This window comes from Paraeggerthella hominis (assembly GCF_021044775.1).
Classification (GTDB): domain Bacteria; phylum Actinomycetota; class Coriobacteriia; order Coriobacteriales; family Eggerthellaceae; genus Paraeggerthella; species Paraeggerthella hominis.
In genome coordinates, this window is sequence record NZ_JAJNOQ010000003.1 from 269,261 (window position 1) to 289,536 (window position 20,276).

Here is a 20,276-nt window from a genome sequence, read left to right on the forward strand (position 1 = left end):
GGCTTGCGCTCCGTTAGTTCAGCGCTATCGTGGCGGACGTGCTGACGGGGGCTCGGGGCGACTCCGATGCCGCGGCGTACGCCGCCGTTGCCTGCGCGGGGTCCTGCCCTGCGTCGACGGCGGTCATGAGCGCTTTCCAGTTCTCGGGGTCGGGTGTGACCAGCCACAACTGCGTTTCCTCGTCGATGCCTCCGGTGTACGGACCGCTGGTGGCGTGCACGGTGATCTGCGACCCATCGACAAGCTCGTCGGCCCACAGCGACTGCGTTTCAAGCGTCACGTTCGTGGTGACGAACCCCTGCAGGGCTCCAAGCAGGGTCTTGGTTTGCGAAGGGTCGGCGAACGCCAGCTGGATGAGGTTCACCATCATCTGCCGATCCACCACCTGGCGCATCATGTCCTGCTCCAGGTTGTAGTCGCCGTAGCTTGTGCGGGCGCGCGAAAGCGCCATCGCGCGCCATGGCGTCAGAGTCTGCTCACCCTCGGCGAACTGCTCGTTGGGGTAGTCCTTCGTGTAGAAGCTGTAGTCCAGGGCGTACGGCAGGTTCACGTTCAGGCCGCCGAAGTGCTCCACGATGCCTTGGAGCCCCTCGAACCCGATCACGACGTACTGCGTCACGTCCACGCCCGCGACGCTCGAAACCGCGGCGCACTGGGCTTCGGGGCCTTGGTCGCAGTACACCTGGTTGAGCTTCGACACGCCGCCGTCCGGCGCTACGTACTTGGTGTCGCGCGGAACGGTGACCAGCGATATCTGGTTGCGCTCGAAATCCAGGCGCATGAGCATCATGAGGTCCGCGCGCCCCGGGGCGTAGGCGCCCCAGGAGTCGTCGCCTATGACGAGTACGTACTGGGCGTCGGGGTGCTCCGGCTGGGCAAGCGGCGCATCGCGCACCGTTTGCGCGTCGAGCGCGTCGGTTGCGGTCTTGCTGTCGGGTTGCTGCGCGGCGGAGCACGAGCAGAGCAGCGCCGCCAAAAGCGCTCCCGCCAGCACGAGGATCGCCTTCCCGACAAGGCTCGTCTTTCCCGTTTTCGTCATGTCCACCCTCCCTTTGATGCTGCTGCATTGTCGCGTCTGCGCGCTCTATGGTAGCGCACGGCGGGTCTTGCGGGAAAGCGCTCTCTGGCCGAGCGGGAAAACCGCCCTAATCGAGCCGCGTCGCCATCTGCGGAAAGCCGTTGGGGCGCTTAAATCGCTCGCTCGCGGGGCATAGCCGTGCAATTTCGCAAAAAATCCTTTTCCCAGGTGGTTCTTGCGGCAAAACATGACCAGACGAAGGTCGTTTGCCGCTATAATTATGCACTTGGATCGCCGTGCTGGTAGGGAGAGACCGCAGGTGACGGCGTCCGAGTTCCCGCGAGCGAGATCGGTTGGCGGGAACCCCTGTCAATATTTGATCGACAATGGAGGAATCGAATGGCATCTACCGACGCGCCCGCGCGCTCTGCGTGGTCGGGCAAATGGGCGTTCATCCTGGCTGCGGCCGCTTCGGCCGTGGGCTTGGGAAACATGTGGCGCTTCCCGTACTTGGCCGCCCAATACGGAGGCGGCACCTTTTTGATCACGTACCTGGTGCTGGTGTTCACGTTCGGCGTATCGCTGCTGCTGCTTGAGACGGCGCTTGGCCGCAAGACCGGCCAATCCGCCATCGGCGCGTTCAAGAGCTTCGGCAAGAAGTACGCGTTCATCGGCATTTTGGCATCGGTGGTGCCGTTCATCATCACGCCGTACTACTGCATCATCGGCGGCTGGGTGACGAAGTACACTGCTGCGTACCTGATCAACGGCCCCGAGGCGCTTGCCGACGGCGGCGACTTCTTCACCGGGTTCATCACCAGCAACACCGAGAGCTTCCTGTGGATGCTGCTGTTCATGGCCGTCGTGTTCATCGTGGTGTCCCTGGGCGTGAAGGGCGGCATCGAGAAGGCCAACCTGGTCATGATGCCGGCGCTCATCATCATGGCCGTGGGCATTTCCATCTACACGCTCACCATGCCCGGCGCTCTTGAAGGCGCTCTGTACTACCTGGTGCCCGACTTCAGCAAGTTCTCTCCCGAACTGGTGATCGGCGCGCTCGGCCAGATGTTCTACAGTTTGTCGCTCGCCATGGGCATTATGATCACCTACGGCTCTTACCTGGACAAGAAGTCCAGCCTGACCTCGAGCGTCACGCGTATCGGCGGCTTCGATATCGGCGTGTCGTTCCTGGCCGGCCTCATGATCGTGCCCGCCGCGTTCGTGGCCATGGGCTCGGGCGAGGCCGTTGCGGAGAACTCCGGCCCGTCGCTTATGTTCGTCATCTTGCCCACCGTGTTCGCGGACATGGGCGGTGCTGCTACCATCATGGGCTTTCTGTTCTTCCTGCTGGTGCTGTTCGCGGCGCTGACCAGCGCTATTTCCCTTACCGAAACCTGCGTCTCCATCGTGCAGGACGGTGCCGGCTGGTCGCGCAAGAAGGCACTCATCACCGTTATCGGCGTGGTGGTCGCAGCGGGAATCTTCGTCAACTTGGGGTACAACGGCCTGTCGTTCATCGAGCCGTTGGGTCCGGGATCGAGCCTGCTCGACTTCTTCGACTTCATCTCCAACACGGTGATCATGCCTATCGTTGCGCTTCTTACCTGCGTCTTCGTTGGCTGGATCATCAAGCCGAAGACCATCATCGACGAAGTGGAGCTGACCGGTCCGTTCAAGATCAAGAATGCCTGGGCGTTCATGATCAAGTATGTCGCGCCGGTGCTGGTGGTCGTCATCCTGGTGGCGTTCGTCGCTCAAACGTTCGGGCTGATCAAGTTCTAGCGTCGCTTTGCGTTCGCCTGTCGCATGTTTTCGAAGCGCCCCGCATCGTCGGGGCGCTTCGTGCGTTGAGGTGCGGCGGGCCGCCAGCCCGCACGGGCACACGCCGGGAAACATTGTCGCCCCAAACGGACGCTTTGACGGCGAAAACCGTACGTTTGGGGCGACAATGCGGTTCGGCGCGGTTCGGCGCGCGAAGTTGCATGCGCTGATGGGTTGCGTGGGGTCTGTACGCGCAGGCGCACGGACCCTTTTCATTTGCTATCATGGTTCGATACGTTTCAAACGCTTGAGAAGGATTACTCCATGTCATTGTCCATCGGTATCGTCGGCCTGCCGAACGTCGGCAAGTCCACGTTGTTCACCGCTCTTACCAACAAGGGCGGCCTTGCTGCTAACTATCCCTTCGCCACCATCGAGCCCAACGTGGGCGTGGTGCCCGTGCCCGACGCGCGCCTGGACGCGCTGGCCAATATCGACCATCCTACGCGCATCGTGCCCGCCACCATCGAGTTCGTGGACATCGCGGGCCTGGTGGCCGGCGCCAGCCAAGGCGAGGGCCTTGGCAACCAGTTCCTTGCGAACATCCGCGAAACGGACGCCATCTGCGAGGTCGTGCGCTTCTTCGGCGACCCCGACGTGGTGCACGTTGCGGGCAAGGTGGATCCGCACAGCGACGTGGATACCATCAAGACCGAGCTCATGCTGGCCGACATGGCCACCATCGAGAAAGCGCTGCCGCGCCTGGAGAAGGAAGCGAAGCGCGACAAGGACGGCGCCAAGAAGGTCGAAGTGGCCAAGAAGGTGCTCGCGGGCCTGGACGAGGGGCATCGCGCGCGCACGCTGGGGCTTGACGAGGACGAGCAGGCCGCCATTTACGATTTGCACCTGCTGACCATGAAGCCCATGCTCTACATCGCCAACGTGGACGAGGACCAGCTGGACGCCGAACTGCCCGAGATCGACGGGTGCCGCCCCGTGCCGATCAGCGCGAAGGTGGAGGCGGACCTGGCCGAGCTGGATCCGGAGGAGGCGAAGGAGTACCTGGAGGCCATGGGCCTTGAGGAAAGCGGCCTGGCCCGTTTGGTGCGCGAAGCGTACAAGCTGCTGGGTTTGCAGTCGTACTTCACCACGGGCGTGCAGGAAACGCGCGCTTGGACTATCCCCATCGGCGCGAAGGCTCCGCAGGCCGCGGGCGTCATCCATACCGATTTCGAGCGAGGCTTCATCAAGGCCGAGACGGCCTCGTACGAGGACTACGTGGGCCTGGGCGGCGAAAAGGGCTGCCGCGACGCCGGCAAGCTGCGCCAAGAAGGCAAGGAGTACGTCGTCCAGGACGGCGACGTCATGCACTTCAAGTTCAACGTGTAAGCAGCGCGATGATGCGATAAGCTGCATAACAGCCTTTCGTCAGGCGTTATGCAGCTTTTTTATTGGGGGAACGTGCGGAGGACGAACATGCAGACGAGCGAAGAGTTGGCGCCGTTGGGCTTCGGGTTCATGCGGCTGCCGGAAACGGAACTTTCGGACGGGTCGAAGGAGATCGACATCGAGCAGGTCAAGGAGATGGTCGACCTGTTCATGGATGCGGGCTTCACGTACTTCGATACGGCGCGCGGCTACCATGGCGGCAGATCCGAGGCTGCGTTGCGCGCGGCGCTCGTCGAGCGCTATCCGCGCGAATCGTTCCAGATCGCCACGAAGCTGCCGGCGTGGCTGGCGAAGGACGCCGATCATGCGCGCGCCATGTTCGACAAGTCCTTGCGCGAAACCGGCGCGGGCTACTTCGATTACTTTCTGCTGCACAACCTGGGGGAGGACCGCACCGCCCAGTTCGACGAGTACGGTCTGTGGGACTTTCTTGCGCGGAAGAAGGAAGAGGGCCTGATTCGCAATCTGGGCTTCTCCATTCATGACAAAGCCGACGTGCTCGAAGAGGTTCTGGCCGCTCATCCGAACATGGATTTCGTGCAGGTGCAGATCAACTACGCCGATTGGGAAAGCCCGACCATCGAATCGCGCAAGTGCTACGAGGTTGCGCGCGCCCATGGCCTGCCCGTGGTGGTGATGGAGCCCATCAAGGGCGGATCGCTCGTGAAGCTTCCCGATGCGGCGGCAAACCTGCTGAGCGCGGCGCAGCCCGACGCGTCCCTGGCCTCGTGGGCATTGCGCTTCGCCGCGTCGCTGCCGGGCGTGGTTTCCGTTCTGTCCGGCATGTCCGCTCCCGACCAGGTGCGGGAGAACGTGCGGATCATGCGCGACGCCCGGCCGATGGCCAGCGAGGAGCGCGCGCTGCTCGATCAGGTGCGGGCTATTCTGGACGGCATCCCTACGGTGCCCTGCACGGATTGCCGGTACTGCCTGAAGAACTGCCCGCAGGACGTGCGCATTCCGGCGGCGCTCGCGTCGCTCAACATCCTGGCGCTTTACCATGACGAGTTCCGCGCCCAGGAAAACTACGATTGGAACGTGTCGGACGGCCTCGCGTCGTCGTGCATTGCGTGCGGCGCGTGCGAAGACGTGTGCCCGCAGCATATCCCCATCGTCGAGGAACTGGCGCGCGCGGCAGAGCTGTTCGAGCGCTAAAGGAGGAGCATGGCAGCGTACGACAACGAAAGCGCGTACGATAACGAGAGCGCTCGCCGCGGCGGACCCGTTGTCGTCGGGCCCGGGCAGCAGGCGGGCGTCGAGCCTTTGGAGGATTTTTTCGCGCGCACGCGGCGCGTAGCGGTGGCGTTTTCGGGTGGGTGCGATTCATCGTATTTGCTTGCCGCCGCATTGCGGGCCGGGTGCCAGGTGAAAGCGTACGGCGTGCGCACGGCGTTTCAGCCTGCGTTCGAAATCGAGGACGCGCTTCGCTTGACAGGCCAGCTCGGAGCCGATTTCGAGCTGATAGACGCCGACGTCCTGTCGCACGCCGACATCTGCGAAAACGCGCCTGATCGCTGCTATCGATGCAAGACGTTCATCTTCTCGACCATTCTCGAGCGCATGGCGCGCGACGGGTACGAGGTGCTGGTCGACGGCACGAACACCACCGATGATCCGGCGAACCGCCCCGGCTTCCGGGCGCTTGCGGAGCTGGGCGTGATCTCGCCCCTGCGTCGCGGCGGGCTGTCGAAAGACGACGTGCGCGCCGCCTCGCGGGAGCTTGGCCTGTTCACCGCCGACAAGCCGAGCTTTTCGTGCCTGGCCGTGCACGTGCCGAAAGGCGAGGCGTTGACGGCGGATTCCCTGCTGCGGGCTGCCGAGACGTCGGGTGCCGCCCGAATCATGGCCGACCGCCGCTCCGGGGCGAGCATGGAGCGCATTTTGGAGACCGAGCGCTTGACCTTGCGAAAAATGGGCGAAGGCGATTTGGACGCGCTTCGGATCATCTTGCAGGACCCCGATGTCATGTATGCCTACGAAGGCCCCTTCGATGAGACTGGCGTACGGGAGTGGCTCGATCGGCAGACGGCGCGCTATCGTACCGATGGTTTCGGGCTTTGGGCCGTGGTGCTCAAGGAGACGGATCGCATGATCGGACAGTGCGGGATCACGTTGCAGGAATATCGAGACGCCCAGGTCATGGAGGTGGGCTACCTGTTCATGAAAGCGTTCTGGCATCGGGGGTACGCGACCGAGGCAGCCATCGCTTGTCGCGACTACGCCTTCGACGCCTTGGGTGCTCGCGAGGTGTATTCTTTGATTCGCGACACGAATGAAGCGTCGCAGGCGGTTGCTCGCCGAAACGGCATGACCTCGCGTGCAACGGTGGTGAAGCACTACCGCGGGGTGCGCATGCCCCATGTGACGTTTTCCATCACGAGGGAAGAGCGCGATGCTTTGGCCGACCGCCGCGCCTCGCAGTAGCTGCGGCGCTTTCTCCGGCGTTGCCCCAGGCGCATACTGAACGGATCGATTCAAGCAGACGAGGATACGGCGCATGCGCGCCGTGGGAGGCGGCGCGCTATGGCATACGTGTTCACGCACGCAACGGTGCTCGACGGTACGGAAGGTATGGCTCCCTTGCCGAACATGACGGTGGTCGTGGACGACGCCGGGTGCATCGACAAGGTGGGACCTGCAGCCAGCACGGTGCCGCCTGCGGGCGCGGAGGAAATCGACCTGGCCGGCGCGTACCTCATGCCCGGCCTGATCAACGCGCATGTGCATCTGTGCGGGTCGGGCAAGCCGCTGAGCGCGGGCGGCGCGGGTCGCCTCATAGACGGCGTGGTGGGAAACCCGGTGGGCAGGTGGGCGCTTCGCCACGTCCTGCGAAGCCACGCGCAGCAGCAGCTGGCAAGCGGCGTGACCACGGTGCGCTCGGTGGGCGATCCGGGGTTCGCCGACGTGGAGGTGCGCGACGCCATCAACGCAGGCGCGTTCCCGGGACCGCGGCTGCTTGCGTCCGGCGTGGGCGTTACCGTGCCGGACGGTCACGGCGCGGGCCTGTTCGCCCATGTGGCGAGCACGCCCGAGCAGGCGCGCGAGATCGTGCGCACGTGCTTCGCGCACGCGTGCGACCACGTGAAGCTGTTCATCACGGGCGGCGTGTTCGACGCGGAGGTCGAAGGGGAGCCGGGCGTGCTGCGCATGCCGCCCGACATCGCCCGCGCGGCTGTGGACGAGGCTCACAAGCTGGGCATGCGCACCGCCGCGCACATCGAGAGCGCCGAAGGCGTGCGCGTGGGCCTGGAGGCGGGGGTGGACACCATCGAGCATGGCGCCGAGCTGGATGACGAGCTGATCGCCCTGTTCAAGCGCAACGGCGCTGGACGCGCATCTTCGCTTACCTGCACCGTATCTCCGGCGCTGCCGTTCGTGAAACTCTCGCCCGAAAAGACGAAATCGACCGAGGTCCAAAAGGTGAACGGCCGCATCGTTTACGAGGGTATCGTGCGCGCCGCCCAGCAGGCATTGGAGGCCGGCATCCCCGTGGGTTTGGGGACCGATTCGTCGTGCCCGTACATCACGCACTACGACATGTGGCGCGAGGTGGTGTACTTCGAGCGCATCGTAGGCGCTTCGCGGCAGACGGCGTTGCACGTTGCCACGCTGGGAAACGCGCGCATTCTGGGCCTGGGCGACGAGACCGGCTCGATCGAGCTCGGCAAGTCGGCCGACCTTATCGTGCTCGACCGCAATCCTCTTGAAAACCTGGAGGCGCTGCGGGATGTGCGCATGGTCATGGTTCGCGGCGCGCTCGACCGCCATCCGCGCGTGAAGCGCCTTTCGCAGCTGGATGCGGAACTGGACGGCTTTCTGCCGAAGGCGCAGGCGTAGCTTCCCGCACGTCGCCCTGCATGTGCGGGACGGCGTGCAGGGCTTCGCTCAGACGGCGCTGGCTACATAGAAGGATTCGTCTCCGTCGTAGCGCACGGCGTAGGGGTGGACGCCGTCGTCGTAGGCGAACACCGTGCAGCCCACGCGTTCCTGCGAATCGGTCCAGGCGCTGGCAACCTCGATCTGATCGCCGACCAGCGCAGGGTCTGCGGCCAGGGGAAGGCCGTCTTCGCCGGAGGCTATGCGCAGCTGCAATCCGTCGGACAGGACGACGTTCAGGTGGGGAGCGGCGTTCGCTGCAGGTCCGGCGCCGGTTTCGGGGGTCGGGACCGCATCGGCGCTGCGGGCGGCTTCGGCGCTCGACATGCTCGTTGCGCCGCCCTCGTTCGGCGCGGCGGCCTGCATGCCTTGCTGAGCCGTGCCGCTTACGCCCAGGGCGATTCCGCCGATTCCCACGGCAAGCACCAGGCAGGCCGCCGCAGGAACCGACACGTTCCAGACGCGCCTTGCCTTGCGGTACGATTCGGTGTTCGCTCCGTTTTTGCCGAGCACCACCGTTGCGGGGACGAATGCTCTGCCTGACGCGTCGCAGTCTTCCAGGTCGGAATGGGGCTCGCCGTCCACGTATTCGTGTTCGTGTTCGCTCTCGTCTTCGTCTTCGGGTGCTTCGCGGGCTGAGACGATGACTTCCAGCATGCGCTCTTCGACTTCGGCGCTCGGGGCCATCCGATCGAATGCGCGGAACAGGGCATCGTCCAACGCGGCATCGGGCTTGTCGGTTGACTCGTCAAGGCGCTCGTCATCGTTCATTCCGCTCACCTCCCAACAGGGTCTTGAGCAGCGCGCGGGCTTCGCTCAAGTGGCTGCGCACCGTGGAAGCCGGCGTGCCGGTGATCTCGGCGATCTCGGCAGTGCGGTATCCTTCGTAATAATGTAAGTACACGCAGGTCTTGTACTTTTCCGGCAGATCGAGCACCACGCGAAGCGTTTCGTCGCTTTCGGCATGGGCGCGGTCGTCCGGCATGTCTTCGGGAAGCTCTGCCAAGCGCTTTCGCGCCGCGCTTTTCAATATGTCGCGGCAGTGGTTCTGGGCGCACACGATGAGCCAAGCTTTCTCGTGCTCGTCGTCGTTGAACGTGCGGGGCTTGTCGAGCAGCTTGAGGAACACGGTTTGCGTCGCGTCTTCGGCGTCGGCGGAGCTGCCCAGGTACGAATAGCACAGGCGGTAGACCGTCTTCGCATGGCGGTGAAACACCGCGGCTATGTCGAGCTCGTTCGTCAGAGCTGTTTCCTTTCTGAATCTAACACGACGGGAACAAGGATTATGTCGGGATGGGATGCGATGTATCCAGTATAGCGGCAACCATGCGGTTTTCGACGATCGCCGTGCACCTGTTCTGCGGTCGGCGGAACCTGTAGAAACGATTCCGAGAACCGTCCGAAGGGGAGCGCCTTGCGGTAAGATTTTCCAAGGGCCGCATTCTTCGATGCTCTTGTTGCAGCTGCGCGCCCGTCCGCTTGCCGTCCAAGGAGGATGTTTCGAACATGATGCACGCAGCCGCCGCGCAAACGGCGCTCAAAAGCCATTTTGGGTACGAGTCGTTTCGGCCGGGGCAGCAGGGCGTCGTGGACGCCGTCCTATCCGGGCGCGACGCGCTTGCGGTCATGCCGACGGGCGCGGGAAAATCGGTGTGCTACCAGGTGCCGGGCATCGTGCTGGGCGGATTGACCCTGGTGGTAAGCCCGCTCGTGTCGCTCATGGGCGATCAGGTGCGCGCCCTTGTCGAGGCGGGAGTTCGGGGCGCGTACCTCAACTCCACGCTTACGCCGGGCCAGCAGGCAACCGTGCTGCGCCGCGCGCTCGAGGGCGCGTACCAAATCATGTACGTCGCGCCCGAGCGCTTGTCCGATCCCCGTTTCGTCGAGTTCGCGCGCGAGGCCCACATCCCGCTCGTTGCGGTGGACGAGGCTCACTGCGTGTCGCAATGGGGGCAGGACTTCCGCCCGTCGTATCTGACCGTGGGCGATTTCATCGCCCAGCTGCCGCAGCGGCCCGTTGTGGCGGCGTTCACCGCTACGGCTACGGCGCGCGTTCGCGCCGACATCGCGCGGCTGCTCGATCTACGCGATCCGTACGAGGAGGTAACCGGGTTCGATCGACCGAACCTTTCGTTTGGCGTGGAACGTTTGGAGCCGAAGCGCAAGCTTGCGCGCATCGCGGCGTACGTGCTCGATCACCCCTTGGACAGCGGCATCGTGTACTGCTCCACGCGCAAGGACGTGGACAAGGTGCATGCGGCCCTTCTTGAAGCCGGCGTGCGCGCCGTTCGCTATCACGCGGGGATGCCCGCGGCGGCCCGTGCCGAAAGCCAGCGCGCGTTCATCGTCGACGACGCGCCCGTGATGGTGGCCACCAACGCCTTCGGCATGGGCATCGACAAGTCGAACGTGCGCTACGTTATTCACCACAACATGCCCGGCAGCATCGAAGCGTACTATCAGGAAGCCGGCCGCGCCGGTCGCGACGGGGAGCCTTCCGAATGCCTGTTGTTCTGGAGCGACGGCGACGTGTCCACGTGCCGCTTTTTCATCGAGCAGGAATCGGGAAACAAGGAGCTTGCCCCGGAGGAGGCGGAAGCCGTGCGCGCCAGTCGGCGCCGCTTGCTCGAGGCCATGTGCGGGTACTGCCATACCACCGACTGCCTGCGCGCGTACATCCTGCGCTATTTCGGGGAGCAATCGTCGCAGGTTGTTCGTAACGTCAGCGAGGAGGGTCCTGGTGCTGAAGATTGCGGGGAAAGCCCGACGAAGCGGCCTTCGGTCCGTGAGGAGGGCTTGGAGCCGCAAGATTCGGCGCCAGAGCCCTCCGTAGCGTCGAGTTCTTCCGACTGCCGGCAGGCAGTCGGAGCCTGCTGCTCGAATTGCGCCGGCGCCTTCGAAGCCGTGGACGTGACCGCCACCGCGCGGGCCGTCATGCGTTGCGTGCAGGAGCTGCGCGGGCGTTTCGGCAAGGGTATGGTCGTCGACGTTCTGCGCGGATCGAAGGTGGCGAAAGTGCTCGAGATGCACCTGGACGAGGCTGCCAGCTACGGCACCGTGGACGCATCGGTTGCCCAGGTCAAAGAGATCATCGAGCTGTTGGCGGCGGGAGGGTACCTGTCCATCACCGAAGGTTCCTATCCCACGGTCGGCTTGGGGCCGCGAGCGCGCGAGGCGGCGGAGGACGGCTTCTCGCTGACCATGAAGCGCGTATCCCGCAAGTCCGAGCGAAGCCAAGGTCGAAGCGCGGGCGGCCGTGCGTTCGGATCGTCGGGCTCGTCGGCGCTCGGCGAGGTCGATTCGAGCTTGTTCGAACGTTTGCGCGCGCTGCGCAAGCGCTTGGCCGACGAAGCCGGCAAGCCTCCGTACATCGTGTTCTCCGATGCCGCGCTGCGCGACATGTGCGTCAAGAAGCCTGCGAACGACGAGGAGTTCCTTGAGGTCAGCGGCGTGGGCGCCACGAAGCTTGCCCGCTATGGCCAGGCGTTTCTGGCCGAGATCGCCTCTTGGGAGCGCGGAGAAGAGTAGGCTCTTTTCGGCGGGGAGAGCGCTCGATCGGCTGTGTCGGTCGAGCGCCGACTGTTGCCGCCCCGTCATGCATCCGCCATGCTGCGGCGATGTTCGCGCGCTATGATGAGCGAAACCCTCGACTGAAGGAGTTCGCCATGGTCAACGTCGTCAAGAGCGCGAGCATGGGCTCGGGCGAGCACGGATGGTTGCACAGCAGGTTCCACTTCTCGTTTGCCGAGTACTACAATCCCGACAACATGCGGTTCGGGGCGCTGCGCGTGCTCAACGACGACGTGTTCGACGCGTACGGCGGCTTCGACACCCACCCTCACGACAACATGGAGATACTCAGCTACGTGGTGCGGGGCGAGCTCACGCACCGGGACAGCCTGGGCAACGGGAACCGCTTGGGTCGTGGCGACGTGCAGTACATGAGCGCCGGCACGGGAATCCTGCACAGCGAATTCAACAAGACCGAGCACCCTTTGCGGTTCTTGCAGATATGGATTACGCCCGATGAGCAGAACCTCGATCCCGATTACGGGGATCGTCGCTTCGCCTGGGAGGATCGCGTGGGCACGTGGCTTCTTGTGGCGTCGGGGTCGCAGGACGGTCCCATTCGAGTGCACCAGGACGTGCGCATTTCGGTTTCCGCAATAGGCGAGGGCGAGGAGCTGCGCTACGACCTCGAGCCCGGTCGCCAGGCGTACCTCGTGCAGATCGAAGGCGAGGGCACGGTGAACGGATTCTCGCTTGAAGAGGGCGATGCCGCCGAGATCACCGCGGAGCGCGAGGTGGTCGTGCGGGCCATCGAGCCGTCGCATTACATCCTGCTCGATCTTGCAGCCGAGTAGGGGCGCCTGCTTGCTGTGCGGAGGAGGCCCGCAGCGGTTGCCGCGGGCCTCCTCCATGCTTTCGCGCAGGGGTTTTAGAGGGTCGGAGCCGCAGGCGCTTCGGGAGCCTTCGGTGCTTCGGGCGCTTCCGGGAAGGATGGCGGGTTCGAGGCGCTGCTTTCGCTGCCGCTCGCGCCGCCGCCGGAGAACGTGAGCGTCACGTCGCCGCTCGTCGTGTGGGCGCTCACGTGGCGCGAAGCCGTGGCGCTGCCCGCCGGAGCGTGCACGCTGCCGCTCGCCGACGAGGCTTCGATGGCGTACTCGCGATCCGATCCGACGAACGAGGCGCTTACGCTGCCGCTCACGGCATCGAACTTCGCGTCGACGGCGGACACGTTCGTTGCCAGGATGTCGCCGCTGCCTATATGCGCGTCGAGGGCGAGGGTGCTCACGCCCCGCAGCAGTTGGCTGCCGCTCGTGGTGTCGAGCTTCACGATTTCGGACGCCTCGATGTCGGAGAGATCCACGTTGCCGCTCATCGTGGTGGCGTTCAGCTGCGAGCACCGAGCGTTCGATATCAGCACGTTGCCGCTGGCCGTGCTCGTCGTGATGTCGTTGGCGACGAGGCGGGCGAGCTTGACGTCGCCGCTCGCGGTCTTCGCTGTGACGGAATCCAAGCCGTCCAGGCTCGTCATGTCCATGCTGCCGCTCATAAGGTCGACGTCGAGCGTGCCGACGTAGCTGCGCGGAACCTTTACGACGGTGGTATGGTCCTCGAACGATCCGATCATCATGATGCCGATGTACGATTCTCGCGACCCCTTGACGGTGATGGTGCCGCCGTCGTCCGTCACGTCGAAGCGCTTCTGTTCGTTCGTCCAGCACGTCACCTCGATGGCGTCGCCGTCGGTCGGCTCGATGCGCACGTTTTCACCCGCGTCGCGCAGGACGATGGCGGTATGGGGGTTTTCCGTTTCGGGGTCGAACGTCTTCGTGGCGGGGGTCCAGTCGCGGGACTCGGTCGAGAGGTTTACCGGGTCGAACCCGGCTGCCGCGAACGCGCCGAAGGAGATGGCGCAGCCGCTGACGACGAGGGTCGTTGCCACGATGAGCAACGTCTTCTTACCTTTGGACATGGGTTGCTCCTTCCGGTGCGGTCGGGTTGGCGTCGTTGTGCTGCAGCTTGATGAACAGGCTCTTTACCCAGCGGGCGAACGTGTGGGTGAGCCTGATGAGGCCCTTGCTGGCAGCGAGGACGCCGAACCAGGAGAACAGCCCTATGCCGGTGCCGGCAAGCCCGCAGCCGAAGATCCAGGCGCCCGAGATCGGGTATCCGGTGGTCGCGCACCAGGCGAGGCCGAACGCACCGATGGGCGCGCACAGCAGCAGTGCGATCACGGCGGCCCATAGCGCCACGACGACGCTCCAAATGGCCAGGTAGATGGAGAGCACCGTGATAGCGAACGCCAGCGCCAGCGTCACCCAGATGGGAGAGAACACGGCCAGCAGCACGATGTTGAGCGTGCGGCTGCCGGTGTTCGCCTTGGCGATGGCCTTCGGAATGGGCGGCGTTTCGGCGATGATCTGCGCTGCGATCGCGTCGACGGAGCCAAGCGCGGCTACGGCTTCGTGTTCGGTCATGCCGTCTTCGATCCTATCCTCGATGGCCTCCGTGTAAAAGTTGATCGACTGCTCCACTTCGTATGACGGCAGTTTGCCCAATGCTCGCCGCAGCTCGCGTGCGAATTCTGATTTGTTCATCGGTTTGCACCTCGTTTTACGTAGTCGTAGACGTTCATGACGTCATCCCATTCGTCCAGGAAGGTGTTCAGGTAGGCGGTGCCCTCCGGCGTGATCCGGTAGTACTTGCGCAAGCGCCCGTTGTGCTCGACTGCGTACACGGTCAGATATCCCGCTGCTTCCAATCGTTTGAGCAGGGGATACAGCGTCGATTCCGTGAGGTGTAGGCTTTCGGGAACGTCTTTGACTATCTGGTACCCGTAGGAATCCTGCCGATTGATCGACGCGAGCACGCAAACGTCGAGGAAGCCTCGCTTCAGTTGTGCATCCATTCGTATACCTCCTTTCGCCTTATACTATATGATACATAGTATAAGGCGTCAAGTGGTATGGAGGGCGTGTCGGAGCCGCTTTGTCCGGTGTCGGGGAGCGCGCTCGCCGGTATCGAGTCCCGTCCTTCGCCTTATCGGCGTCTTTTTCGCTGTCAATCGCCGCGGGAGCCGCGTCTCGGCGTGGGCGGGCGGGGCTTCCGCGGCGATTGGGTCTACGGATTTCATCCTCAAGCGAAGATGGTTCTTGAGAGCCTGGGCGCGAATCAAGCTTGCGATGCGCACTTTTGCCCTCAATGTTGCGCTCGGCTTGGTACGCCCCGATCCCGCCCCTGTGCGACCAGGTAAAATGTCCGCGGGGGTGCACGCTTCCAAGGGAGGGCGCGTCCAATGCGCGAACCATGCGCAACATTGAGGGCAAAACCGTGCAGAAAGCGTGACCATGGGCAGCGTCTGCACCCGCGCCCTTCACGCACGTCCCTTGCGCCCGCGCGTCTCCGCATGCCCCGCGCAGCCAAGAAATATCCAAGCGCATAGGGCGTATTTCGCCGCAGGGGCTGCGGGTTTGCTATTATGGTTCGGTTATGGTTTCACCTCTTCCACCCCCGTTGCCGCAAAGCGCGCGACGCGGGTGAAAACGAGAGAAGGAAAGAGCAAGCCCTATGACCCAGCATTTGACCGAACGCGACGTCCGCGACATCGCGGAGTACGCGCGCATCGGGCTTTCCGGTGACGAGGTGGCGCAGATGACCGTCGACCTCAACGCCATCGTGGACAGCCTGAAGCCCATCACCGAATACGACCTTTCCGGGGTCGAGCCCACCTTCCATCCCATCGGCGGCTTGTCCAACGTCATGCGCGAGGATGCCGAAGAGCCCGGCTTCTCGCAAGAGGTCGCGCTTGAGAACGCGCCCAAGCAGCAGGACGGCAGCTTCCTCATCCCGTCCATTTTGGGCGAAGGAGGCGATCGCTGATGACGCAAGCAAGCAACGTGTTCACCTGCATGAGCGTGCGCGCCATTCGGGAAGGTCTTGCCGCGAAGGAGTTCTCGGCGCGCGAGATCGCCGAGGCGTCGCTCGCTCGCGTGCGCGCGCTCGACGGCGCCACGCATGCGTACCTTGAAACCACGCAGCAGCTGGCCTTCGAGCAAGCCTCGAAAGTGGACGCCGCCGTGGCGGCCGGCAATCTGGCTGCGGCCGGCCCCCTCGCGGGCGTGCCGGTGGCGTTCAAGGACAACATGAACCTGGCGGGCACGCACACCACGTGCTCCTCGCGCATGCTGGCCAACTACGTGTCCCCGTACACCGCCACGTGCGCCGCGCGCACCATCGAAGCCGGCGGCATCCCGCTTGGCAAGCTCAACATGGACGAGTTCGCGTTCGGCTCCTCCACGGAGACCAGCGCATTCGGCGCCACCAAGAACCCCTGGGACCTCTCCCGCGTGCCGGGCGGCTCTTCGGGCGGAAGCGCGTCGGCCGTGGCTGCGGGCCTGGCCACCATCTCGCTCGGCAGCGACACGGGCGGCTCCATCCGCCAGCCCGGCAGCTTCTGCGGCATCGTGGCCGTCAAGCCCACGTACGGCGTGGTCTCGCGCTACGGCGTGGTGGCGTTCGGCAGCTCGCTCGACCAGGTAGGGCCGTTCGCGCGCTCGGTCGAGGACGCGGCGTACGCGCTGAACGCCATTTCCGGCCGCGACGCGCTCGACTGCACCAGCCAGGACGTGCGCACGGACTTCACCGCGAATCTGGCGGAGGGCGTGCGCGGCATGAAGATCGGCATCGTGCCGGCGTTCATGGACGCGCAGGGCTTGACGTCGGAAGTGAAGGCGAAGGTCGAGGAAGCGGCCGATCATCTGCGCGCGCTGGGCGCCGAGCTGATCGAGGTGGACCTGCCCAACGCGCAGGCCGCCATGAGCGCGTACTACGTGCTGGGCCCGTGCGAGGCGTTCAGCAACCTGGCGCGTTTCGATTCGGTGCGCTATGGCTACTGCGACCCGGACCATAAAGACCTGGGTGGCCAGTACGAGGCCAGCCGCGCGAAGGGCTTCGGTCCGGAAGCGCGCCGCCGCATCATGCTGGGCAGCTACTTGCTGTCCGCGGGCGTGTACGAGCAGTACTACTACCCGGCGCAGCAGGTCCGCACGCTCATCACGCAGGATTACGCACGCGCCTACGAGCAGGTCGATTGCATTCTCTCGCCTGTTGCCCCGCGCACGGCGTTCACGTTCGGCGAGGTGTCGGACCCCACGGAGATGTACCTGTCCGACATGTTCACCATCTCCATCAACATCGCCGGCAACGGCGGCATGAGCCTGCCGGTGGGGCTGGGCGCCGAAACGGGCCTGCCCGTCGGCGTGCAGTTGATCGCGCCGCCGTTCAAGGACGAGAACATGCTGCGCGTGGCCGCCGCGCTCGAAACGGTGTACGGGCCGGCTCCCGTGGCGCCGGACTTTACGGGCGAGGCTCCGGCTATCAAGACCGCTCCCGCGACCATCCCCGACGCCGCCGATGCGGTTCCGGGCGTCGATCTGCCGGGTTTGCTAACGGAGAAGGGCGCTGCCGACGGCGCTCCCTCGCAGGTGGAAAGGGCAGGTGAGTAGCCATGCGCAAGCTTGAAGAGGTCCTGCAGGATTGGGAGGCCGTCATCGGCCTTGAGATCCATGCCGAGCTCACCACGCTCGACACCAAGATGTTCTGCGGCTGCAAGCTGGAGTTCGGCGCCGAGCCGAACACCCACACGTGTCCCGTGTGCCTGGGGCTTCCCGGGGCGTTGCCGGTTCCCAACCGCTCCGCCATCGAGTCCATCGTGCTGGCGGGCCTGGCTACGAACTGCGACATCGAGAAGCACTCGATGTTCTACCGCAAGACGTACATGTACCCCGACATGTCCAAGAACTTCCAGACCACGCAGGGCCCCGTGGCCTTCTGCATGCGCGGGCATTTGGATTTGGACGTGGACGGCCCGGCTGCGAAGGAGCGCATCGACCTGGACGGGCTCGAGGTGGGCGAGAGCCGCGGCAACGTGACGCGCACGGCCGACGGTTACACCGCGCACGTGGGCATCACGCGCATCCACATGGAAGAGGACGCGGGCAAGATGGTGCACGTGGGCGGCGGCGAGGGCCGCATCGCCGGCGCTACGCATTCGCTGGTGGACTACAACCGCGCCGGCACGCCGCTGACCGAGCTGGTGACCGAGCCCGACCTGCGCACGCCCGAAGAGGCGCGCCTGTTCATGCAGAAGCTGCGCCAGATCTACCTGGCGCTCGGCATCTCGGACTGCTCGATGGAAGAGGGCAGCATGCGCTGTGACGGCAACGTGTCGCTGCGCCGTCGGGGCGCGAAGGAGTTCGGCGTGAAGACCGAGCTCAAGAACATGAACAGCTTCAAGAACCTCCACGACGGCTTGGCCTACGAAATCTGCCGCCAGGCCGAGGTGCTTGAAGAAGGCGGCCAGATCTACCAGGAGACGCGTCACTGGGATCCGTCCCAGAAGCGCACTATCGTCATGCGCGTGAAGGAGACGGCCGACGACTATCGTCTGTTCCCCGATCCCGATCTGGCTCCCTACGATCTGTCCGACGAGTGGATCGAGTCGGTGCGGGCGAAGCTGCCCGAGCTGCCCGCTCAGAAGGCAGCCCGTTTCGAGGACGCGTTCGGGCTCTCGGCCTACGATGCGCGCCATTTGGTGGATCACCGCGTCACAGCGAACTTCTTCGAGGAGTGCATGGAGGCGGCGGGCGCGGACGCAGGTAAGCTGGCGAAGCCCGTGGCGAACCTGGTCATCAACGATGTGACGGCGTATCTGAACGCGCACGAAGACGTTGATTTGGCATCCTCGCCGCTCACGCCCGCGCGCGCGATCGAGCTTGTGGGCTTGCAGGCTCAGGACGTCATCTCGTCCAAGCAGGCCAAGGAAGTGTTCGCAGCCGTGCTCGACGAGGACAAGGATCCGTTGGCCATCGTGGACGAGCGCGGCATGAAGCAGGTGTCGGACACGGGCGCCATCGAGGCTGTGGTGGACGCGGTTCTGGCTGCGAACCCCGACAAGGTGGAGCAGTATCGCGGCGGCAAGACCGGCCTCATCGGATTTTTCGTGGGCCAGTGCATGAAGGAGATGCGCGGCCAGGGCAATCCCAAGGTTATCAACGAACTGCTTGCAAGCAAGCTGGGCTAACGTGACGGGCCGTCGTTCTTCGGGGAGGAGCGACGGCCCGCGGACTTTTGAGAAAGGGGATGCATGGACATCAACGAAATGCTGGTGAATTTCACCGGCGAGGTAAGCGGGTACCTGTACACGTACATCCTGCTGATACTGCTCGTGTTCGTGGGCGTGTACTTCACCATTCGCACGAAGGGCGTGCAGATCCGTTACATCAAGGATATGTTCACGCAGTTGACGGAGAAGAAGCACGTTCAAGGGGAACGCTCCATCTCGTCGTTCCAGGCGCTGATGGTTTCCACTGCCAGCCGCGTGGGCACGGGCAACATCGCAGGCGTGGCCACGGCCATTGCCACGGGAGGCCCGGGCGCGGTGTTCTGGATGGGCTTGATGGCGATCATCGGCGCGGCTTCGGCGTTCGTCGAGTCGACGCTCGCGCAGATCTGGAAGGTGCGCGGCAAGGACGGCGAGTTCCGCGGCGGTCCGGCGTACTACATTGAAAAGGCGCTCGGCGCGCGCTGGTTGGGCATCGTGTTCGCCATTCTGCTCATCCTGTGCTTCGCCTTCGGGTTCAACGGGCTGCAGGCGTTCAACGCGACGTCGGCGCTCGAGTACTACATTCCCGATTACGCCACGAACGGTGCGGCGGTGGCCTGCGGCATCGTGCTGGCCGTCATGACCGCGTTCGTGATCTTCGGCGGTGCGAAGCGCATCAGCATCATCACTTCCATCATCGTGCCCATCATGGCGCTCGGCTATATCGCCATCGCGCTGTGGACCACTATCGTCAACATCGGCGAGCTGCCGGCCGTGTTCTCGCTCGTGTTCGCCTCGGCGTTCGATTTCCAGTCCATCTTCGGCGGATTCGCCGGATCGGTGGTCATGCTGGGCATCAAGCGCGGCCTGTACTCCAACGAGGCCGGCATGGGCTCCGCTCCGAACGCCGCCGCTACGGCCAGCGTGTCGCATCCGGTCAAGCAGGGTCTCGTGCAAAGCCTCTCCGTGTACATCGACACGCTGCTCATCTGCACGTGCTCGGCTATGATGGTGCTCGTGTTCTACGTGCAGGACCCCGAGGCTGCCGCGTCGCTCAACGGCATGCCGCTTGTGCAGATGGCCGTGAACAACTCGGTGGGCGAGATCGGCATTCATTTCATCACGTTCGCCATCTTCGCGTTCGCGTTCTCCAGCTTGATCGGCAACTATTTCTACGCCGAAAGCAACCTGCGCTTCATCAAGGGCAACAGCAAAGTGCTGTTGACGGTGTTTCGCCTGGTGTGCCTGGGCGTGGTGTTCTACGGTGCCGTCAATAGCTTCGACCTGGCGTGGAACCTGGCCGACATCTTCATGGGCTTCATGGCGCTGGTGAACCTGATCGCCATCTTGCTTCTGGGCAAATGGGCGCTGGCTGCGCTCGACGACTACACGCGCCAGCGCAAGCAGGGCGTCGACCCGGTGTTCGTGGCCGACAGCATTCCCGGTTTGCCGAAGACCGATTGCTGGCACGTGTCGGAGGTCGAGGATTACGGCAAGCCTCCGGTGCAGGAGTATCTGGACGAGGCGCTTGATGCGGAGTACGCAGGATTGAAGTAGCGAAGA

Annotated in this window: 17 protein-coding genes; 11 read left to right on the forward strand and 6 right to left on the reverse strand. The window is 64.2% G+C overall.

Annotation, left to right across the window (positions count from 1 at the left end):
• Nucleotides 1–13: 13 nt before the first annotated feature.
• Entirely contained in the window at nucleotides 14–1,039 is a 1,026-nt protein-coding gene (locus tag LQE90_RS05010; RefSeq protein WP_114566847.1) for an LCP family protein, read from the reverse strand.
• Between the two features lie 378 nt (nucleotides 1,040–1,417).
• Here LQE90_RS05010 and LQE90_RS05015 point away from each other — a divergent pair, with 378 nt between their 5' ends.
• The 5 genes from LQE90_RS05015 to LQE90_RS05035 all read left to right on the forward strand — a co-directional run bounded on the left by LQE90_RS05015 (nucleotide 1,418) and on the right by LQE90_RS05035 (nucleotide 8,065).
• Nucleotides 1,418–2,800 (forward strand): sodium-dependent transporter, encoded by a 1,383-nt coding sequence (locus tag LQE90_RS05015; protein ID WP_216529982.1) that lies wholly within the window; start codon nucleotides 1,418–1,420, stop codon nucleotides 2,798–2,800.
• A gap of 303 nt (nucleotides 2,801–3,103) precedes the next feature.
• Complete coding sequence (ychF, locus tag LQE90_RS05020) at nucleotides 3,104–4,168, forward strand: redox-regulated ATPase YchF (protein WP_114566855.1); 1,065 nt, start codon at nucleotides 3,104–3,106, stop codon at nucleotides 4,166–4,168.
• Between the two features lie 87 nt (nucleotides 4,169–4,255).
• Nucleotides 4,256–5,383 (forward strand): aldo/keto reductase, encoded by a 1,128-nt coding sequence (locus LQE90_RS05025; protein WP_216529767.1) that lies wholly within the window; start codon nucleotides 4,256–4,258, stop codon nucleotides 5,381–5,383.
• Between the two features lie 9 nt (nucleotides 5,384–5,392).
• A complete protein-coding gene (gene larE, locus LQE90_RS05030) occupies nucleotides 5,393–6,652 on the forward strand; it encodes an ATP-dependent sacrificial sulfur transferase LarE (RefSeq protein WP_231088211.1) in 1,260 nt (419 codons plus the stop codon).
• A gap of 99 nt (nucleotides 6,653–6,751) precedes the next feature.
• Nucleotides 6,752–8,065, forward strand: a complete 1,314-nt coding sequence (locus LQE90_RS05035) for an amidohydrolase family protein (protein WP_216529768.1) — start codon at nucleotides 6,752–6,754, stop codon at nucleotides 8,063–8,065.
• A 48-nt stretch (nucleotides 8,066–8,113) separates the two neighbouring features.
• On the opposite strand, the gene LQE90_RS05040 is transcribed toward LQE90_RS05035, so the two are convergent.
• Together LQE90_RS05040 and LQE90_RS05045 are read right to left on the reverse strand one after the other, a co-directional pair.
• Nucleotides 8,114–8,875 carry a DUF1918 domain-containing protein gene (locus tag LQE90_RS05040; protein WP_216529769.1) on the reverse strand — a complete coding sequence of 254 codons (762 nt, stop codon included), beginning with the start codon at nucleotides 8,873–8,875 and terminating at the stop codon, nucleotides 8,114–8,116.
• Nucleotides 8,865–9,320, reverse strand: a complete 456-nt coding sequence (locus LQE90_RS05045; RefSeq protein ID WP_231088212.1) for an RNA polymerase sigma factor — start codon at nucleotides 9,318–9,320, stop codon at nucleotides 8,865–8,867. Before LQE90_RS05045 ends, LQE90_RS05040 begins: the two co-directional genes overlap by 11 nt.
• 290 nt (nucleotides 9,321–9,610) lie before the next feature.
• On the opposite strand from LQE90_RS05045, the gene LQE90_RS05050 reads away from it, so the two are divergent.
• Both LQE90_RS05050 and LQE90_RS05055 read left to right on the forward strand, forming a co-directional pair.
• Nucleotides 9,611–11,632: a RecQ family ATP-dependent DNA helicase gene (locus LQE90_RS05050; protein WP_216529771.1), complete on the forward strand. Its 2,022-nt coding sequence runs from the start codon at nucleotides 9,611–9,613 to the stop codon at nucleotides 11,630–11,632.
• A gap of 137 nt (nucleotides 11,633–11,769) precedes the next feature.
• The gene (locus LQE90_RS05055) at nucleotides 11,770–12,468 is read left to right on the forward strand and encodes a pirin family protein (protein WP_216529772.1); all 699 of its coding nucleotides are present in this window, start codon (nucleotides 11,770–11,772) and stop codon (nucleotides 12,466–12,468) included.
• A gap of 74 nt (nucleotides 12,469–12,542) precedes the next feature.
• Here the strand turns inward: LQE90_RS05055 and LQE90_RS05060 are convergent, their stop codons facing one another.
• The 3 genes from LQE90_RS05060 to LQE90_RS05070 are packed head-to-tail and all read right to left on the reverse strand — an operon-like array spanning nucleotide 12,543 to nucleotide 14,519.
• Nucleotides 12,543–13,583 carry a DUF4097 domain-containing protein gene (locus LQE90_RS05060; protein ID WP_216529773.1) on the reverse strand — a complete coding sequence of 347 codons (1,041 nt, stop codon included), beginning with the start codon at nucleotides 13,581–13,583 and terminating at the stop codon, nucleotides 12,543–12,545.
• Nucleotides 13,570–14,208 carry a DUF1700 domain-containing protein gene (locus LQE90_RS05065; RefSeq protein WP_216529774.1) on the reverse strand — a complete coding sequence of 213 codons (639 nt, stop codon included), beginning with the start codon at nucleotides 14,206–14,208 and terminating at the stop codon, nucleotides 13,570–13,572. Before LQE90_RS05065 ends, LQE90_RS05060 begins: the two co-directional genes overlap by 14 nt.
• Nucleotides 14,205–14,519, reverse strand: coding sequence for a PadR family transcriptional regulator (locus tag LQE90_RS05070; protein WP_114566865.1), 315 nt, complete (start codon nucleotides 14,517–14,519; stop codon nucleotides 14,205–14,207). The genes LQE90_RS05065 and LQE90_RS05070 overlap by 4 nt, the downstream gene beginning before the upstream one ends.
• 659 nt (nucleotides 14,520–15,178) lie before the next feature.
• On the opposite strand from LQE90_RS05070, the gene gatC reads away from it, so the two are divergent.
• The 4 genes from gatC to LQE90_RS05090 all read left to right on the forward strand — a co-directional run bounded on the left by gatC (nucleotide 15,179) and on the right by LQE90_RS05090 (nucleotide 20,270).
• Nucleotides 15,179–15,490 carry an Asp-tRNA(Asn)/Glu-tRNA(Gln) amidotransferase subunit GatC gene (gene gatC / locus LQE90_RS05075; RefSeq protein WP_114568032.1) on the forward strand — a complete coding sequence of 104 codons (312 nt, stop codon included), beginning with the start codon at nucleotides 15,179–15,181 and terminating at the stop codon, nucleotides 15,488–15,490.
• A complete protein-coding gene (gene gatA, locus LQE90_RS05080; RefSeq protein ID WP_216529775.1) occupies nucleotides 15,490–17,115 on the forward strand; it encodes an Asp-tRNA(Asn)/Glu-tRNA(Gln) amidotransferase subunit GatA in 1,626 nt (541 codons plus the stop codon). The genes gatC and gatA overlap by 1 nt, the downstream gene beginning before the upstream one ends.
• Nucleotides 17,116–17,117: 2 nt before the next feature.
• Nucleotides 17,118–18,692 (forward strand): Asp-tRNA(Asn)/Glu-tRNA(Gln) amidotransferase subunit GatB, encoded by a 1,575-nt coding sequence (gene gatB, locus LQE90_RS05085; protein WP_216529776.1) that lies wholly within the window; start codon nucleotides 17,118–17,120, stop codon nucleotides 18,690–18,692.
• A 63-nt stretch (nucleotides 18,693–18,755) separates the two neighbouring features.
• Complete coding sequence (locus tag LQE90_RS05090) at nucleotides 18,756–20,270, forward strand: alanine/glycine:cation symporter family protein (protein WP_114568029.1); 1,515 nt, start codon at nucleotides 18,756–18,758, stop codon at nucleotides 20,268–20,270.
• Nucleotides 20,271–20,276: the final 6 nt, after the last annotated feature.

Excerpts from the sequence above, each read along its gene's own strand:
- LQE90_RS05010 (WP_114566847.1), bottom strand. The coding sequence starts at position 1,039 with ATGACGAAAACGGGAAAGACGAGCCTTGTCGGGAAGGCGATCCTCGTG.
- LQE90_RS05015 (WP_216529982.1), top strand. The coding sequence starts at position 1,418 with ATGGCATCTACCGACGCGCCCGCGCGCTCTGCGTGGTCGGGCAAATGG.
- ychF (WP_114566855.1), top strand. The coding sequence starts at position 3,104 with ATGTCATTGTCCATCGGTATCGTCGGCCTGCCGAACGTCGGCAAGTCC.
- LQE90_RS05025 (WP_216529767.1), top strand. The coding sequence starts at position 4,256 with ATGCAGACGAGCGAAGAGTTGGCGCCGTTGGGCTTCGGGTTCATGCGG.
- larE (WP_231088211.1), top strand. The coding sequence starts at position 5,393 with ATGGCAGCGTACGACAACGAAAGCGCGTACGATAACGAGAGCGCTCGC.
- LQE90_RS05035 (WP_216529768.1), top strand. The coding sequence starts at position 6,752 with ATGGCATACGTGTTCACGCACGCAACGGTGCTCGACGGTACGGAAGGT.
- LQE90_RS05040 (WP_216529769.1), bottom strand. The coding sequence starts at position 8,875 with ATGAACGATGACGAGCGCCTTGACGAGTCAACCGACAAGCCCGATGCC.
- LQE90_RS05050 (WP_216529771.1), top strand. The coding sequence starts at position 9,611 with ATGATGCACGCAGCCGCCGCGCAAACGGCGCTCAAAAGCCATTTTGGG.
- LQE90_RS05055 (WP_216529772.1), top strand. The coding sequence starts at position 11,770 with ATGGTCAACGTCGTCAAGAGCGCGAGCATGGGCTCGGGCGAGCACGGA.
- LQE90_RS05060 (WP_216529773.1), bottom strand. The coding sequence starts at position 13,583 with ATGTCCAAAGGTAAGAAGACGTTGCTCATCGTGGCAACGACCCTCGTC.
- LQE90_RS05065 (WP_216529774.1), bottom strand. The coding sequence starts at position 14,208 with ATGAACAAATCAGAATTCGCACGCGAGCTGCGGCGAGCATTGGGCAAA.
- LQE90_RS05070 (WP_114566865.1), bottom strand. The coding sequence starts at position 14,519 with ATGGATGCACAACTGAAGCGAGGCTTCCTCGACGTTTGCGTGCTCGCG.
- gatC (WP_114568032.1), top strand. The coding sequence starts at position 15,179 with ATGACCCAGCATTTGACCGAACGCGACGTCCGCGACATCGCGGAGTAC.
- gatA (WP_216529775.1), top strand. The coding sequence starts at position 15,490 with ATGACGCAAGCAAGCAACGTGTTCACCTGCATGAGCGTGCGCGCCATT.
- gatB (WP_216529776.1), top strand. The coding sequence starts at position 17,118 with ATGCGCAAGCTTGAAGAGGTCCTGCAGGATTGGGAGGCCGTCATCGGC.
- LQE90_RS05090 (WP_114568029.1), top strand. The coding sequence starts at position 18,756 with ATGGACATCAACGAAATGCTGGTGAATTTCACCGGCGAGGTAAGCGGG.